This is a genomic window from Pseudomonas sp. yb_2, from assembly GCF_043103905.1.
In the GTDB taxonomy this organism is placed as follows: Bacteria; Pseudomonadota; Gammaproteobacteria; order Pseudomonadales; family Pseudomonadaceae; genus Aquipseudomonas; species Aquipseudomonas alloputida.
The window spans coordinates 39,983-56,336 of record NZ_JBICKH010000080.1; the positions used below are offsets into that span (position 1 = coordinate 39,983).

Below are 16,354 nucleotides of genomic sequence, written 5' to 3' on the forward strand. Positions count from 1 at the left end.
AAATGTCAGGTGGTTTACATGGACAGCATCAACAGCCGTATCGCCGAGGAACTGGGCGTACGCCCGCAGCAGGTCGAGGCGGCCGTGAGCCTGTTGGACGAAGGCTCGACCGTGCCCTTCATCGCCCGCTATCGCAAGGAAGTGACCGGTAGCCTTGACGACACTCAGTTGCGCCACCTGGAAGAGCGCCTGCGCTACCTGCGCGAACTCGACGAGCGCCGCGCCAGCATCCTTTCCAGCATCGAGGAACAGGGCAAGCTGACCCCGGAACTGGCCCGCGAGATCAAGCTGGCCGACACCAAGACCCGCCTCGAAGACCTGTACCTGCCGTACAAGCAGAAGCGCCGCACCAAGGGCCAGATCGCCCTGGAAGCCGGCCTTGGCGAACTGGCCGATGGCCTGTTCAACGACCCGACCCTGGCCCCGGAAAGCGAAGCCGCACGCTTCGTCAACGCCGAAAAGGGCGTGGCCGACGTCAAGGCCGCGCTGGAAGGCGCCAAGTACATCCTGATGGAGCGCTTTGCCGAAGACGCCGCCCTGCTCGACAAGCTGCGCAGCTACCTCAAGCAGGAAGCCGTGCTCAGCGCCCGCGTCGTGGCCGGCAAGGAAGAAGAAGGCGCCAAGTTCCGCGACTACTTCGCTCATGACGAGCTGCTGCGTACTGCGCCATCGCACCGTGCCCTGGCGATCTTCCGCGGGCGCAACGAAGGCGTGTTGAGCGTCTCGCTGAAGGTCGGCGAAGAACTGCCCGGCACCCTGCACCCATGCGAGCTGATGATCGGCAACCACGTCGGCATCGAGAACCGCAGCCGGCCGGCCGACAAGTGGCTGGGTGAAGTGGTGCGCTGGACCTGGAAGGTCAAGCTGTACACCCACCTGGAAACCGACCTGTTCGGCGAGCTGCGCGACAGTGCCGAAGGCGAGGCGATCAATGTGTTCGCCCACAACCTGCATGACCTGCTGCTGGCCGCCCCGGCCGGCCCCCGCGCCACCCTGGGCTTCGACCCGGGCCTGCGCACCGGCTGCAAGATCGCCGTGGTCGACGCAACCGGCAAACTGCTGGACCACACCACGGTCTACCCGCACGCGCCGAAGAACGACTGGGACCGCACCATTTCCATCATGGCCGCACTGTGCGCCAAACACTCGGTGGAGCTGATCGCCATTGGCAACGGTACCGCCAGCCGCGAAAGCGACAAGCTGGTGACCGAGTTGGTCAAGAAATATCCCGCCCTGAAAATCACCAAGATCATGGTTTCCGAAGCCGGCGCTTCGGTGTACTCGGCATCGGAATTGGCCGCCCGCGAGTTCCCGGACCTGGACGTGTCGATCCGCGGCGCCGTGTCGATCGCCCGACGCCTGCAGGATCCGCTGGCCGAACTGGTGAAGATCGATCCGAAATCCATCGGTGTCGGCCAGTACCAGCACGACGTGTCCCAACTGAAACTGGCACGTGGCCTGGACGCGGTAGTCGAGGACTGTGTGAACGCCGTGGGCGTGGACGTGAACACCGCTTCGGTGGCGCTGCTGACGCGCATCTCCGGCCTCAATGCCACCCTGGCACAGAACATCGTCGCCCACCGCGATGCCAATGGTCCGTTTGCCACCCGGGCAGCGTTGAAAAAGGTCAGCCGCCTGGGTGAGAAAACCTTCGAGCAGGCCGCCGGCTTCCTGCGCGTGATGAACGGCGACAACCCGCTGGACGCCTCTGCGGTGCACCCTGAGGCCTATCCACTGGTGCAGCGCATTGCTGCCGATACCGACCGCGACATCCGCTCGCTGATTGGTGACAGCAGCTTCCTCAAGCGCCTGGACCCGAAAAAGTTCACCGACGAAACCTTCGGCCTGCCAACCGTTACCGACATCCTGCAAGAGCTGGACAAGCCAGGCCGCGACCCGCGTCCGGAGTTCAAGACCGCCACCTTCCAGGACGGCGTCGAAGACCTCAAGGACCTGGAACCGGGCATGATCCTCGAAGGCGTGGTGACCAACGTTACCAACTTCGGCGCCTTCGTCGACATCGGCGTGCACCAGGACGGCCTGGTGCATATCTCGGCGCTGTCGGAGAAATTCGTCAAAGACCCGCGTGAGGCGGTCAAGGCCGGCGATGTGGTCAAGGTCAAGGTCATGGAAGTGGACATCCCGCGCAAACGCGTCGGCCTGTCCATGCGCATGAGCGACACCCCGGGCGAGAAGGTCGAAGGCAACCGCGGTGGAAATCGTGGCAATGGCGGCAATCGCCAGCAGCAGGCACCGCGTCAGCGCGAAACCGCCACCGCAGCCCCGGCCAACAACGCCATGGCCGCCCTGTTCGCCAACGCCAAGCAACTGAAGAAGAAGTAATGGACGTACCTCGCGAATACGTCGAAAGCGCCTTCAGCCAGCTGCTGGGCTGCCGCCTGCAACACCTGGACAGCGGTGTTGCCGAGGTAGCCCTGGCGCTCGAGCCCCAGTTGCGCAACCGTGGCCAGAAGCTGCACGGCGGGGCGATCTTCAGCCTGGTGGACATCGCCATGGGCCTGGCCTGCTCGGCCAGCCATGGCTTTGACCAGCAAAGCGTCACCATCGAGTGCAAGATCAACTACATGCGTGCCGTCAGCGACGGCGAAGTGCTGTGCACCGCCCGTGTGCTGCACGCCGGGCGGCGCACCCTGGTGGTCGACGCCGACGTAGTTCAGGGCGACAAGCTGGTGGCCAAAGCGCAAGGAACCTTCGCGGTTCTCTAGCTCACCAAGCAGTATCTGCGGTATTTTCAGCAGTGCGCTGGCACTGCTGGAACCGCGTAAACCAGGCGACAACGCCAGTTCCTTTCTTCCTACCCTTGTAGACCGTTATCTCTACCCCCATATTGGGGCGACTGACGCGTGAAGGAATACATCTTGAGCGAACTCCTCAACCGCCGCCTGAGCCTGCTCGGCGCCAATCTCCCCCTGCTCAAGCAGTGCCTGCACGGTATTGAGCGCGAATGCCTGCGCGTGACCGATGAAGGTCGCCTGGCCCAGACCCCGCATCCGGAAGCACTGGGATCGGCGCTGACCAACGAGCAGATCACCACCGATTATTCCGAGTCGCTGCTGGAGTTCATCACCCCAGCGCTGGCCGACCCGGCCAAGGTGCTCGAAAGCCTCGAAGAGACCCACCGTTTCGTCTACAGCAAGCTGGGCGACGAATACCTGTGGAGCCCGTCGATGCCGTGCACGCTGCCGGCCGAGGAGGATATCCCGATCGCCGAGTACGGCAGCTCGAACATCGGCAAGCTCAAACACGTCTACCGCAAGGGCCTGGCCCTGCGTTACGGCCGCACCATGCAGTGCATCGCCGGTATTCATTACAATTTCTCGCTGCCCGAAGCGCTTTGGCCACTGCTGCGCGAAGCCGAAGGCAGTACGGAAAATGACCGCGACTACCAGTCGTCGGCCTACATCGCGCTGATTCGTAACTTCCGCCGCTACAGCTGGCTGCTGATGTACCTGTTCGGCGCCTCGCCGGCCCTGGACAAAGGCTTCCTGCGTGGCCGCCCGCACCAGCTCGAAGAGCTGGATGCCGAAACCCTGTTCCTGCCTTATGCCACCAGCCTGCGCATGAGCGACCTGGGTTACCAGAGCAACGCCCAGGCCGGCCTTACGCCCTGCTACAACAACCTGGCCAGCTACACCGACAGCCTGCGCAAGGCCGTGGGCACGCCCTACCCGCCTTACGTTGAAATCGGCACGCATGTGGATGGCGAGTGGGTTCAGCTGAACACCAACATTCTGCAGATCGAAAACGAGTACTACTCGAACATCCGCCCCAAGCGTGTTACCTACACCGGCGAGCGGCCGATCCAGGCCCTGACCTCGCGGGGTGTGCAGTATGTGGAAGTGCGCTGCCTGGACATCAACCCGTTCCTGCCGGTCGGTATCGACCTGACCGAGGCGCGCTTCCTCGACGCATTCCTGCTGTTCTGCGCGCTGGAAGAAAGCCCGCAACTGGACAACGGTGAGTGCGGCCAGTGCACCAGCAACTTCCTGACCGTGGTCAAGGAAGGCCGTCGTCCGGGCCTGGAGTTGCACCGCAATGGCCAGCCGATCAGCCTGAAAGACTGGGCCAGCGAGCTGATCGGGCGTATCCGCCAATTGGCCAATCTGCTCGACCAGGCGCAAGGCTCTGATGAGCACGCCAAGGCCCTGGATGCGCAGCAGGCCAAGGTCGACGACACCTCGCTGACCCCGTCGGCCCAGGTGCTGGCACGCATGACCGAGCATGACGAGAGCTTCGTCCAGTTCTCGCTGCGCCAGAGCCGTGTGCATGCCGAGACTTTCCGCGAGCAACCGCTGAGCAACGAAAAGCAGCAAGCATTCGAGACGCTGGCCCGCGAGTCGCTCGCCAGGCAGTCCGAGCTGGAGCAAAACGAAGTCGGTGACTTCGACCTGTTCGTCGGCGCCTACCAGGCCAGCATCCTGGCAATCAGCAGTTGATGAACCGCACCACCACCCCGCGCAAACCACGCGCCAGCAGCCAGGCCAGGATCGAGGCGATCCTGGCGGCTGCGCGTGAGCTGTTGGCCGAACAAGGGGTGGCAGCACTTTCTATCTACAGCGTGGCCGAGCGGGCGCAGATTCCGCCTTCGTCGGTGTATCACTTTTTCGCCAGCGTGCCGGCCTTGCTGGAGGCACTTACTGCAGATGTGCACCGGGCGTTTCGCGAAGCCCTGAGCGCTCCGATCGACAGCAGCGCGTTCAGCACCTGGCACGAACTGTCACGGCTGATCGAACAACGCATGCTTGATATCTATCACGAGGATGCGGCGGCGCGGCAGTTGATCCTGGCGCAGCATGGCCTGAGCGAGGTAGTGCAGGCCGACCGGCAGCACGACATGGAACTGGGCGACTTGATGCACAAGTTGTTCGACCAGCATTTTCACCTGCCGGTGATGCCACCGGATGTGGATGTGTTTGCCCTGGCCATGGAGTTGAGCGACCGGGTGTATGCACGGTCGGTGCAGCTGCACGAGGCGATCACCCCGCGCATGGCCGAGGAAGGCAAGCGGGTGTTCGAAGCGTATCTGGGGTTGTATCTGCCGCCGTTTCTGGCCAAGCGTTCCAGCTGAGAAATCTGGGGCCGCTTGGCGGCCCTTCGCGGGCAAGCCCGCTCCCACAGAGCCCGCGCGCACCCTGGAGCTTGCGAGTACCTGTGGGAGCGGGCGTGCCGGCGAAGGGCTGCAAAGCAGCCCCAATATCGACCCGCCGCATCACAGCTTGGCGATAGACACTTCGGTCGACTTCACAAAGGCAATCACTTCACTGCCCACCTGCAACTCCAGCTCCCGCACGGAACGGGTGGTAATCACCGAAGTGACGATACCCGAAGCCGTCTGCACGTCGATTTCCGACAGTACCGGGCCTTCGAGGATTTCTTTCACAGTACCTTTGAACTGGTTGCGAACGTTGATGGCTTTGATAGTCATGGTTTGTTTCCTTTTGGCTTCTGGGATTCAATGCGCCCAGCGCAGTTGCGTGGGCAGAGGGGCTACAGGATCCGGCTCGGGCGCAGTGCCCGGGGTGGACAGAACACGGTTGAGCACTTCGCTTTCCAGCGCGGCCAGACGGTGCGAACCACGCGCCCGGGGCCGTGCCAGGTCAACAGTGAGGTCGAGCCCGACCTCGCCGTGCTCGATCAGGATCACCCGGTCAGCCACGGCAACCGCCTCGCTGACGTCGTGGGTGACCAGCAGCACAGTGAAGCCGTGCTGACGCCACAGGCGTTCGATCAGTTGCTGCATCTCGATACGGGTCAACGCATCCAGCGCCCCCAGCGGCTCGTCCAGCAGCAGCAGGCGGGGCTGATGAATCAAGGCTCGGGCCAAAGCCACGCGCTGCTTCTGGCCTCCCGAGAGCGCTGCCGGCCATTCGTTGGCGCGGTCGGCCAGGCCAACCGCATCCAAGGCCTCCAGCGCACGCGGGCGCCAGTCGCCAGACAGCCCAAGGCCAACGTTGTCGATCACCTTCTTCCACGGCAGCAGCCGCGCGTCCTGGAACATCAGGCGGGTTTCTTCACGGGCCTCTTCCAGCGGCGCGGCACCGGCCAGCAGCTGCCCGGCGGTGGGCTGGTCCAGCCCGGCCAGCAGCCGCAGCAAAGTGCTCTTGCCGCAGCCGCTGCGGCCGACAATGGCCACGAACTGGCCGGCCGGGATGTGCAGGTCGATACCCTTCAAAACTTCGCGCTGGCCAAAGGTCTTGCGCAGGCCCTTGGAGGCCAGCGGGGTGCCACGCAGCAGGCGTGGCGGCTGTTCCTTGAGCACGGTCATGCGCCCTCCTTCCTGGCAACTTGATAGGCCGGGTGCCAGCGCAGCCACACACGCTCCAGGCCTCGGGCCGCAAGGTCGGCAAGCTTGCCGAGCACGGCATACAGGACGATGGCCAGCACTACCACGTCGGTCTGAAGAAATTCGCGAGCATTCATTGCCAGGTAACCGATGCCGGCGTTGGCCGAAATGGTTTCGGCAACAATCAGGGTCAGCCACATGAAGCCAAGGGCGAAACGCACACCCACCAGGATCGAAGGCAGCGCCCCCGGCAGGATCACCTGGCGGAACAGGCCGAAGCCGGACAAACCGTAACTGCGCGCCATTTCCACCAACGCTGGGTCGACGTTACGGATGCCGTGGTAGGTGTTCAGGTAGATCGGGAACAACGTGCCCAGCGCGACAAGAAAGATCTTTGCCGATTCGTCGATACCGAACCACAGGATCACCAACGGGATCAGCGCGAGGTGGGGCACGTTGCGGATCATCTGTACCGAGCTGTCGAGCAGGCGTTCGCCCCAGTTCGACAGGCCAGTGATGAAGCCCAATACCAGGCCGATGCTGCCGCCGATGACAAAGCCCAGGCCTGCACGCCAGCCGCTGATGGCCAGGTGGGTCCAGATTTCGCCGCTGCGCACCAGCTCGACGCCAGCGCTTACCACTGCGCTAGGTGCCGGCAGGATACGCGTCGACAGCCAGCCAGCGCTGACGGCCAGTTGCCATGTTGCCAACAGCAGCACCGGCAGCGCCCACGGCGCCAGGCGCTGGGTCAGGTTGGAGGAAGTTGCACGACTCATGGCCAGGCCCTCAGCTCTGCGACACAGATTTGGGCAGGATGTCGTTGGCCACCATCTCGCCGAACGGGCTTACATAACCTCCGGCTTTCGGCTGCTCTGGGCGCTGCACATCCAGGTGCGGGAACAGCAGCTCCGCCACGCGGTAAGACTCTTCCAGGTGTGGATAACCCGAGAAGATGAAGGTATCGATGCCCAAGTCGGCATATTCCTTGACGCGTGCTGCCACGGTAGGGCCGTCGCCCACCAGCGCGGTACCCGCGCCGCCCCGTACCAGGCCAACACCTGCCCACAGGTTGGGGCTGACTTCCAGGTTGTCGCGGTTGCCGCCGTGCAGGGCGGCCATGCGTTGCTGGCCCACCGAGTCGAAACGCGCCAGTGAGGCCTGGGCGCGGGAGATGGTGTCATCGTCCAGGTGCGAGATCAGGCGCTCGGCGGCGGCCCAAGCCTCTTCGTTGGTTTCCCGCACGATCACGTGCAAGCGGATACCGAAGCGTACTTCGCGCCCTTGAGCAGCCGCTTTTTCGCGCACCTGTGCGATCTTCTCGGCAACAGCTGCCGGTGGCTCGCCCCAGGTCAGGTACAGCTCGACCTGTTCGGCCGCCAGGTCCTGGGCGGCCTCGGACGAGCCGCCGAAATAAAGCGGTGGGCGTGGTTGCTGAATCGGTGGGTAGAGCAGCTTGGCGCCCTTTACCTGGATGTGCTTACCGTCGTAATCGACGTTTTCGCCTTCCAGCACCTTGCGCCAGATACGGGTGAACTCGACCGAAGCTTCGTAGCGCTCCTGGTGGTTCAGGTGCAGGCCATCACCCGCCAGCTCGTCCGGATCACCACCGGTCACCAGGTTGAATAGCGCACGGCCATTGGACAAGCGATCGAGGGTGGCCGCCTGGCGTGCTGCCACGGTCGGCGAAATGATGCCCGGGCGCAGGGCTACGAGGAACTTCAGGCGCTGGGTCACGGGGATCAGCGACGCGGCCACCAGCCAGGAGTCCTCGCAGGAACGCCCGGTCGGGATCAGCACCCCACCAAAACCAAGGCGGTCAGCAGCCTGCGCGATCTGCTGCAGGTAACCGTGGTCGACCGCACGTGCGCCTTCGGAAGTGCCCAGGTACTTGCCGTCACCGTGGGTGGGGAGGAACCAGAAAATGTTAAGGCTCATTGGAGTCGTCTCCTCAAGGGTGGCTCTAGCCGGAGCGGCGCCCCGGCACTGGCAGTCAATCAAGGCGCGCTAGCGACTTTGACAGGGGGTGTCCAGATCACGTCCTTGATGCTCAGCGGCTTGGGTATCAGCTTGAGCGCCTGGAAGGTGTCGGCGATCTTCTGTTGCGCGGCCACCACCTCTGGGGTCAGCGGCGCAGCGCCGTAGCCTTGGCGTTTGACCGAGGTCAGGGTGATGTCGGCAGGCAGGCCGAGCAGCGGGGCAACCTGGTCGGTCACTTCCTGCGGGTTGGCCTGGGACCACTCACCCACAGCGCGCACTTCCTCGATCACGGTGTTGATCACCGCTGGGTGCTGTGTCGCATAGTTGCGGGTGGCGAGGTAGAACTGGTGGTTGTCGACCAGGCCCTTGCCGTCACGCAGGGTGCGCGCTTGCAGCTGCTGCTCGGCGGCGGCCTGGTAGGGGTCCCAGATCACCCAGGCATCCACGCTGCCGCGCTCGAAGGCGGCGCGGGCGTCGGCCGGCGGCAGGTAGACAGGCTGGATGTCGCTGTACTTGAGGCCGGCGTCTTCCAGGGCGCGGACCAGCAGGTAGTGCACGTTGGAGCCTTTGTTGAGGACGACCTTTTTACCCTTGAGGTCCTTCACCGACTGGATCGGCGAGCCCTTGGGCACCAGGATAGCTTCGCTGTGCGGCGCTGGCGGCTCGTAGGCCACGTAGAGCAGGTCGGCGCCAGCGGCCTGAGCGAACACAGGAGGGGTCTCGCCGGTTACGCCGAAATCGATGGAACCGACGTTCAGCCCTTCAAGCAGCTGCGGGCCGCCGGGGAATTCGGTCCATTGCACCTGTACACCCTGCTCGGCCAGGCGCTTCTCCAGCGTGCCCTTGGCCTTGAGCAGCACCAAGGTGCCGTATTTCTGGTAACCGATACGCAGGCTCTCGGCCTGGGCTTGGGTAATGGCGCCGAAGGACACAGCCGCCGCAAACAGGGCGACCAGACCACGACGCAAGAAGACTGTGCGCATGGCGCTCTCCTGTGCGAATGGGGTTCGGGTTGCACCTGCTTGCCTCGTTAACGGGCGAGTAAGGTGGTGAAGCGGGTAATGCCGTTCAGATGCTCCAGCGAGCGCTGATCAGACGTTCGTTCAATACGCCGGGGGCCACGGGGCGCGGCCGACGGGCCAGGGCAACGTGGAAGGTTTCCAGCGAGTCGTGCAGGCGTTCTTCCAGCGCCTGTACCAACTGCGCGGGCTTTGTACCTTCTGCGTAAGCCACCTGGCTGTCGTCGGCAAAGATCCCTTGCAGGGTCTCTTGTGCCTTGAGTGCCGACAGCACCGGCTTCAATGCGTAATCCACCGCCAGCATATGGGCGATGCTGCCGCCAGTGGCGATGGGCAACACGATCTTGTGGGCCAGGGCGCGCTCGGGCAGCAGGTCAAGCAAGGTTTTCAGAGCGCCGGAAAACGAAGCCTTGTACACCGGCGTGGAGACGATCAGGCCATCGGCCTGGGCCACCAGCTGCTGAAAGTGTTGCACATGCGGGCTGTCGAAACGGGCATGCAGCAGGTCTTCGGCGGGAAAGTCACGCACCTGGAACGTCACCACTTCAACGCCGCGATCCTGCAGCCACTGGCGCGAACGCTCGAGCAGCACGCCGGAGCGTGAACGGAGACTTGGGCTACCACCGATTGAGACGACCAGCATTGCTGCGCTTCCTTGTGTTCTGTTGGAGGTGACATTAACAGCTGCTACATATATCTATAAATCATATTTTTTCATTTGTTTATTCCATTATTGTCTTTATCCACGAGGGCCTCTTCGCGGGCGCGCCCGCTCCCACAGGTTTTTTGCAGGCATAAAAAAGGGCCGTCGAAACGGCCCGAAAATCCCTGCTTGGCTAAGAGCAATGCAACGAGGAATCCATTAACGATTGGGCTGAGGGGTCAGGCGCAGATAGGGTTTGACCGCCCGGTAACCTTTGGGGAAGCGCTGCTTGATCTCCTCCTCATCCTTGAGCGAAGGCACGATCACCACTTCGTCGCCGTCCTGCCAGTTACCGGGTGTGGCGACCTTGTGGTTGTCGGTCAGCTGCAGCGAGTCGATCACCCGCAGAATTTCGTTGAAGTTGCGCCCGGTACTGGCCGGGTAGGTAATGGTCAGGCGCACCTTTTTATTCGGGTCGATGATGAACAGCGAGCGCACGGTCAGGGTGTCGCTGGCGTTCGGGTGGATCAGGTCGTAAAGGTCGGACACCTTGCGGTCAGCGTCAGCAATGATCGGGAAGTTGACCACGGTATTCTGTGTTTCGTTGATGTCATCGATCCACTTGTGATGCGAGTCGACCGGGTCCACCGACAGGGCGATGGCCTTGACCCCGCGCTTGGCAAACTCGTCCTTCAGCTTGGCGGTCAGGCCCAACTCGGTGGTGCACACCGGGGTGAAGTCGGCCGGGTGAGAGAACAACACCCCCCAGCTGTTGCCCAGCCACTCGTGGAAGCGGATCTTGCCTTCGCTGGAATCCTGTTCGAAATCGGGGGCGATATCACCGAGTTTGAGGCTCATGGGCTGCGGCTCCTGGGCTAGGTTCTGTACCTTATGGGTTCAATGTGCCTGCAATCGGTTAAAAACAAAAAGAATAAATAACAATTTATTTATAACCAAAATACATATAAATCTGCAGGCACAAAAAAGCCTCGCATCAGGCGAGGCTTCTTTTTCAGCTACGGCTTACAGGAAGTTGTAAGTGTAGTTCACGATGAAGCGAGTCTGGTCTTTGTCCAGGGCGCTTTCGCCGCTACCACGGTAGACACCTTGACGCAGGCTGAAGCCCAGGCCTTTGAGAGTGCCTTCCTGAAGGGTGTAGTCGACGCGGGCGTCACGTTCCCATTCGTTGTAGGTGCCGTCACCCGACCTGTTGCGAACATCATCACCACGCAGGTAGGACACCGAAGCCTTCAGGCCTGGAACACCCAGAGCCGCAAAGTCATAGGAGTACTGACCAAAGGTTGTATTCTCACCGGCGCGGGCAAACTGGTTGATCATGCTATCGGTGAACAGGTAGAAGCTCGCGCCGCCGTTACCTTCCAGAGAGGAAGTGGAGCCGTCTTTACGGACGCTACCTTGGTTCAGCCAGACGAAACCACCATCATCACCCACTTGCTGGTGACCGAGCATCAGCGCATGGCCACCCAGGGTGTAGGTGAACATGGCGCTCCAGGTCTTGTTGTCGACCTCGCCCGAGTTCTTCGCGTAGCCACCGTTGTTGTCGAAGGCATAGCCAGTCTGGCCATTCTTGCCGTCGCTGCTGCTGTCGAAGTAGCGCAGGTCAGTCTTGAACGACTGGTTGTCGGCAATCTTGAATACGTGGGTCGCACCCAGGAAGTGCTGCTTGTAGAAGTCTTCCAGGTTCGAGTAGTAGTACTGCAGAGTCAGGTCTGGGGTGAGCTTGTAATCACCGCCGGCGAACTGGAACTTGTTGCTGTCGCGGAAGGCGCCGGAAACGGAGAGACCGGTACGGTTGCTCGAAGCACGACCCATGGCGTGGGTCAGTTGACCCGCGTTGATGGTCAGGTTGTCGATTTCCTTCGACTGGAGTGTGCCACCCTCGAAGGTCTGCGGAAGCAGACGGCCATCGTTGGAGACCAGGATCGGCAGCATAGGCGCCAGGGCGCTACCGTAGTGGACCTCGGTTTTGGAGAAGCGAGCCTTGGCGTTACCACCAATGCGTGCCCAGTCGTGGACTGCCGAACCATCGGAGTCACTCGGGAAGAACGTGTTGTTGGCATCTGGACGGCTACCACGGCCACCATCCAGGTGAATGCCCCACAGCGCTTGAACATCAACACCAAAACCTACGGTGCCTTGAGTGAAGCCAGACAGGTAGTCGAGCTTGAAACCCTGACCACTTTCTTTCTGGTCAATACCGCTTTCGCGGTTGTCATCGTTGAAGTACATGGTGCGCGAGCTGAGCGACAGCTTGCTGTCCTCAACGAAACCGGCAGCGCCTGCTTGTTGGGCGAGAACCCCCAGTGCCACGGCCAGAGCCAGGCTGGACTTGTACATGTTTTGCTCCTCTACGTTCTAATTTTTGTGTATCTCTGGCGGAGGGGTCTGATGCCCCGCTCACCGGGATGGGCGATTTAGTCCCAAAGCGTGACCGTTAAGTCAATCGTTTCTAAACGTTTCGCGACTTTGGTCTAAGACGCCACCTGCGCTACAGGATAATGACAATCCTATAAATCCAAAATGACTGTTTTATGAATTTGTAAGACTTTTAAGGAATATATTAGAAACCTTTACTGCCATCCGTTGTAGCAGAGAAGATTTTAATACCTTTTGGTTATTTGCAAACGTTTGCTCATAACCTAATGCCAAATCGTTCTATAGGGTCTTGCAGGCACCTCTGGCTTCGTCACGGGTCATGGCTTTAAAGCGTTTGGCTCCTAAGCTAATGCAAAAAAGTTATTTATTTTAATTTTCTTAGATCATTTAGCCTTCTCGTTATCCAACACGACTTGCCTGACGAGAGGTTCAACCATGATCCCGCACGCTCCGCTGCGCCTGTTCGCCGCCCTGACCCTCGCCAGCACCAGCTGGTTGGCCCAGGCAGCCGACCTGACAGTGGCCTACCAGACCACTGTCGACCCGGCCAAAGTGGCGCAGGTCGATGGCGACTACGAAAAAGCCAGCAAGGCCAGCATCGACTGGCGCAAGTTCGACAACGGCGCAGACGTGATCACTGCGGTGGCCAGCGGCGACGTGCAGATCGGCTACCTGGGTTCCAGCCCGCTGGCCGCTGCCGCCACCCGCAAGCTGCCGGTTGAAACCTTCCTCATCGCCACCCAGATTGGCGCGGGTGAAGCGTTGGTGGCCCGTGACAGCATCAAGTCGCCGCAAGACCTGATCGGCAAGAAGGTCGCCGTCCCGTTCGTATCCACCGGCCATTACAGCCTGCTGGCCGCACTGAAAAGCTGGAATATCGACCCTTCCAAGGTACAGATTCTCAACCTGGCGCCGCCGGCCATCATTGCCGCCTGGAAGCGCGGCGACATCGATGCGACCTACGTGTGGGACCCGGCCCTGGGCGTGGCCAAGGAAAACGGCAAGGTACTGATTACCTCCGGTGAACTGGCCCAGAAAGGCGCGCCTACCTTCGATGCCTGGATCGTGCGCAAGGACTTCGCCGAGAAACACCCTGATGTGGTCAAGGCCTTTGCCAAAGTCACCCTCGATGCCTACGCCGACTACCGCAAGGACCCAAAAGCCTGGCTGGCCGACAAGGGCAACGTAGACAAGCTGGTGAAGCTGTCCGGTGCCAAGGCCAGCGACATCCCGGTGCTGCTGGAGGGCAACGTCTACCCGCTGGCCGCTGACCAGGCCCACGCCCTTGGCGCGCCGACCACCCAGGCGCTGACGGACACCGCCAACTTCCTCAAGCAGCAAGGCAAAGTCGAAGCAGTGCTGCCGGACTACTCACCGTACGTCAGCGCCAAGTTCCTTCCAAACTGATCCGGAGCCCGTCATGGCCTTGCTCGAGCTGGAGCGCATCAGCGCACAGTACCCAGGCGCCAGCACCCCGGTGCTGGCCGACATCAACCTGAGCCTGGGGCCACGCCAACTGCTGGTGGCCCTGGGGCCTTCCGGCAGCGGCAAGACCTCACTGCTCAACCTGATCGCCGGCTTCGTCGCCCCCAGTGGCGGTCACATCACCCTCGATGGTGTGCCGGTGCAGGGCCCCGGTGCAGAACGCGGCGTGGTGTTCCAGGACGATGCCCTGCTGCCATGGCAGAACGTGCTGGGCAACGTCGCCTTCGGCCTCGAACTGGCCGGCGTACCCCGCGCCCAGCGTGAGGCCAAGGCCCGCGAAATGCTCACCCTGGTCGACCTCGATGGCTTCGGCGAACGGCGTATCTGGCAATTGTCCGGTGGCCAGAAGCAGCGCGTGGGCCTCGCCCGGGCGCTGGCGGCTGACCCTCGGGTATTGCTGATGGATGAACCGTTCGGTGCCCTCGATGCCTTCACACGTGAGCAGATGCAAGAGCTGCTATTGCAAGTTTGGCAACGCACCGCCAAGCCGGTGTTCCTGATTACCCACGACATCGAAGAAGCGGTGTTCCTCGCCAGCGAACTGGTACTGCTGGCGCCCAACCCGGGACGCGTAGTGGAACGCCTGCAGCTGAACTTCGGCCAGCGCTATGCCGCTGGCGAATAGGCCCGGGCCATCAAGTCCGATCCAGCCTTCATCGAAACCCGCGAGCATGTGCTGGCGCGGGTGTTTTCCCAACGCCAAAGCCTGCAGGAGCGCGCATGAGCAGCCTGGACCTGCCGGTCGCCGGCAAACACGACGCCCAAACCCGGCCAGCCGCCACGCTACGCCGCCCACTGTCCACCCGCTGGATCAGCACCCTGACCCTGGCCAGCCTGCTACTGGTCTGGTGGCTGGTGACGGCTGCCGGTTGGGTAGAGCCCCTGTTCCTGCCCTCGCCCGGTGACATCCTGGCCAAGGCATGGGCCTTGCTGACCCAAGGCTACATGGATGCCAGCCTGTGGCAGCACCTGGGCGCAAGCCTGGGCCGCATCGGCCTGGCGCTGGTGGCTGCGACCCTGACCGCAATACCAGTCGGCATCGCCATCGGCTACAACCGCGTGGCCCGCGGCATTCTCGACCCGCTGATCGAGTTCTACCGGCCCATCCCGCCGCTGGCCTACCTGCCACTGATCGTCATCTGGTGCGGTATCGGCGAGTTGTCGAAAGTGCTGCTGATCTACCTGGCAATCTTCGCCCCCATCGCCATTGCCACAGCCACCGGTGTGCGCACGGTAGACCCGGCCAAGCTGCGGGCGGCGCAGTCGCTGGGCGCAACCAAGGCCCAACTGATCCGCCACGTCATTTTGCCCAGTGCTTTGCCTGACATCCTTACCGGCATCCGCATTGGCCTGGGGGTCGGCTGGTCGACCCTGGTGGCCGCCGAACTGATCGCCGCCACCAGCGGCCTGGGCTTCATGGTGCAGTCGGCGGCGCAGTTTCTGGTCACTGACGTGGTGGTGCTGGGCATCCTGCTGATCGCCCTGATCGCCTTCGCTCTGGAAATGAGCCTGCGTGCCCTGCAACGCAAGCTGGTGCCCTGGCATGGGCAGATTCACTGAACTCCATTGTCCACGCCAGCACACTGGCGCCCGATTGAAGAGACCGACATGAGCCTGACCATCACTCCCCTAAGCCCAGCACTCGGCGCCCAGATCAGCGGCGTGGACATCAGCCGCGATATTAGCGCAGAAGAGCGCGATGCCATCGAACAGGCACTGCTCCAGCACCAGGTGCTGTTCCTCCGTGACCAGCCGATCAACCCGGAACAGCAGGCGCGCTTTGCCGCACGCTTCGGCGACCTGCACATCCACCCGATTTACCCCAACGTGCCAGACACCCCACAGGTGCTGGTGCTCGACACGGCGGTTACCGATGTGCGCGACAACGCCGTGTGGCACACCGACGTGACCTTTTTGCCGACCCCGGCACTGGGCGCGGTACTCAGCGCCAAGCAATTGCCTGCTTACGGTGGTGATACCCTTTGGGCCAGCGGCATTGCGGCCTTCGAGGCCTTGTCGGCGCCGCTGCGTGAAATGCTGGACGGGCTGACCGCTACCCACGACTTCACCAAGTCGTTCCCGCTGGAGCGCTTTGGCACCACGCCGCAAGACCTGGCGCGCTGGGAGGCTACCCGGCGCAACAACCCGCCGCTGTCGCACCCGGTGGTGCGCACGTATCCAGTGAGCGGGCGCAAGGCGTTGTTCGTCAATGAAGGGTTCACTACACGCATCAATGAACTGAGCGAACTGGAAAGCGATGCGCTGCTGAGGCTGCTGTTCGCCCATGCGACGCGACCGGAGTTCAGCATTCGCTGGCGTTGGCAGGAGAATGACGTGGCGTTCTGGGACAACCGCGTAACCCAGCATTTTGCGGTGGATGATTACCGGCCGAACCGGCGGGTGATGCACCGGGCAACCATCCTTGGGGATGCACCTTTCTAGCGGTTGCCTGTCTGGCCTCTTCGCGGGCTTGCCCGCTCCCACAGGTACACACAGGTTTCGAAACCGGTGCCGTGCCTGTGGGAGCGG

Annotated in this window: 15 protein-coding genes and 1 pseudogene; 8 read left to right on the forward strand and 8 right to left on the reverse strand. The window is 62.2% G+C overall.

Annotated elements, in window-relative coordinates; genetic code table 11:
* The first annotated feature begins 18 nt into the window (after positions 1-18).
* From ACF8FB_RS22455 to ACF8FB_RS22470, 4 genes are all read left to right on the forward strand, one after another.
* A complete protein-coding gene (locus ACF8FB_RS22455) occupies positions 19-2,343 on the forward strand; it encodes a Tex family protein (protein WP_049588059.1) in 2,325 nt (774 codons plus the stop codon).
* Positions 2,343-2,726, forward strand: coding sequence for a PaaI family thioesterase (locus tag ACF8FB_RS22460; protein WP_010951620.1), 384 nt, complete (start codon positions 2,343-2,345; stop codon positions 2,724-2,726). Before ACF8FB_RS22455 ends, ACF8FB_RS22460 begins: the two co-directional genes overlap by 1 nt.
* A 138-nt stretch (positions 2,727-2,864) precedes the next feature.
* A complete protein-coding gene (gene gshA / locus ACF8FB_RS22465) occupies positions 2,865-4,457 on the forward strand; it encodes a glutamate--cysteine ligase (protein ID WP_350298383.1) in 1,593 nt (530 codons plus the stop codon).
* Complete coding sequence (locus tag ACF8FB_RS22470; protein WP_010951618.1) at positions 4,457-5,089, forward strand: TetR/AcrR family transcriptional regulator; 633 nt, start codon at positions 4,457-4,459, stop codon at positions 5,087-5,089. Before gshA ends, ACF8FB_RS22470 begins: the two co-directional genes overlap by 1 nt.
* Positions 5,090-5,230: 141 nt before the next feature.
* On the opposite strand, the gene ACF8FB_RS22475 is transcribed toward ACF8FB_RS22470, so the two are convergent.
* The 8 genes from ACF8FB_RS22475 to ACF8FB_RS22510 all read right to left on the reverse strand — a co-directional run bounded on the left by ACF8FB_RS22475 (position 5,231) and on the right by ACF8FB_RS22510 (position 12,301).
* The gene (locus ACF8FB_RS22475; RefSeq protein ID WP_003255829.1) at positions 5,231-5,446 is read right to left on the reverse strand and encodes a molybdopterin-binding protein; all 216 of its coding nucleotides are present in this window, start codon (positions 5,444-5,446) and stop codon (positions 5,231-5,233) included.
* A gap of 27 nt (positions 5,447-5,473) precedes the next feature.
* Positions 5,474-6,286: an aliphatic sulfonates ABC transporter ATP-binding protein gene (ssuB, locus tag ACF8FB_RS22480; protein ID WP_392512039.1), complete on the reverse strand. Its 813-nt coding sequence runs from the start codon at positions 6,284-6,286 to the stop codon at positions 5,474-5,476.
* Positions 6,283-7,080: an aliphatic sulfonate ABC transporter permease SsuC gene (ssuC, locus tag ACF8FB_RS22485; RefSeq protein WP_392512041.1), complete on the reverse strand. Its 798-nt coding sequence runs from the start codon at positions 7,078-7,080 to the stop codon at positions 6,283-6,285. The genes ssuB and ssuC overlap by 4 nt, the downstream gene beginning before the upstream one ends.
* Before the next feature lie 10 nt (positions 7,081-7,090).
* Positions 7,091-8,239, reverse strand: a complete 1,149-nt coding sequence (ssuD, locus tag ACF8FB_RS22490) for an FMNH2-dependent alkanesulfonate monooxygenase (protein ID WP_003255833.1) — start codon at positions 8,237-8,239, stop codon at positions 7,091-7,093.
* Positions 8,240-8,298: 59 nt separating this feature from the next.
* Positions 8,299-9,264 (reverse strand): sulfonate ABC transporter substrate-binding protein, encoded by a 966-nt coding sequence (locus ACF8FB_RS22495; protein WP_392512043.1) that lies wholly within the window; start codon positions 9,262-9,264, stop codon positions 8,299-8,301.
* A gap of 85 nt (positions 9,265-9,349) precedes the next feature.
* Entirely contained in the window at positions 9,350-9,943 is a 594-nt protein-coding gene (gene ssuE, locus ACF8FB_RS22500) for an NADPH-dependent FMN reductase (protein ID WP_003255835.1), read from the reverse strand.
* Between the two features lie 219 nt (positions 9,944-10,162).
* Positions 10,163-10,801: a peroxiredoxin gene (locus ACF8FB_RS22505; protein WP_003255836.1), complete on the reverse strand. Its 639-nt coding sequence runs from the start codon at positions 10,799-10,801 to the stop codon at positions 10,163-10,165.
* A gap of 165 nt (positions 10,802-10,966) precedes the next feature.
* Positions 10,967-12,301, reverse strand: coding sequence for an OprD family porin (locus ACF8FB_RS22510; protein WP_010951614.1), 1,335 nt, complete (start codon positions 12,299-12,301; stop codon positions 10,967-10,969).
* A gap of 474 nt (positions 12,302-12,775) precedes the next feature.
* Between ACF8FB_RS22510 and tauA the strand changes: the two genes are divergently transcribed.
* From tauA to tauD, 4 genes and pseudogenes are all read left to right on the forward strand, one after another.
* On the forward strand, positions 12,776-13,747 hold the full coding sequence (gene tauA, locus ACF8FB_RS22515) for a taurine ABC transporter substrate-binding protein (RefSeq protein ID WP_020191047.1): 972 nt from the start codon (positions 12,776-12,778) through the stop codon (positions 13,745-13,747).
* A gap of 13 nt (positions 13,748-13,760) precedes the next feature.
* Positions 13,761-14,549 (forward strand): annotated as a pseudogene (tauB, locus tag ACF8FB_RS22520) (taurine ABC transporter ATP-binding subunit).
* Positions 14,546-15,385 (forward strand): taurine ABC transporter permease TauC, encoded by an 840-nt coding sequence (gene tauC, locus ACF8FB_RS22525; RefSeq protein WP_267825298.1) that lies wholly within the window; start codon positions 14,546-14,548, stop codon positions 15,383-15,385. Before tauB ends, tauC begins: the two are co-directional and overlap by 4 nt.
* Positions 15,386-15,433: 48 nt before the next feature.
* Complete coding sequence (gene tauD, locus ACF8FB_RS22530; RefSeq protein ID WP_392512045.1) at positions 15,434-16,267, forward strand: taurine dioxygenase; 834 nt, start codon at positions 15,434-15,436, stop codon at positions 16,265-16,267.
* The last annotated feature ends 87 nt before the right edge of the window (positions 16,268-16,354 follow it).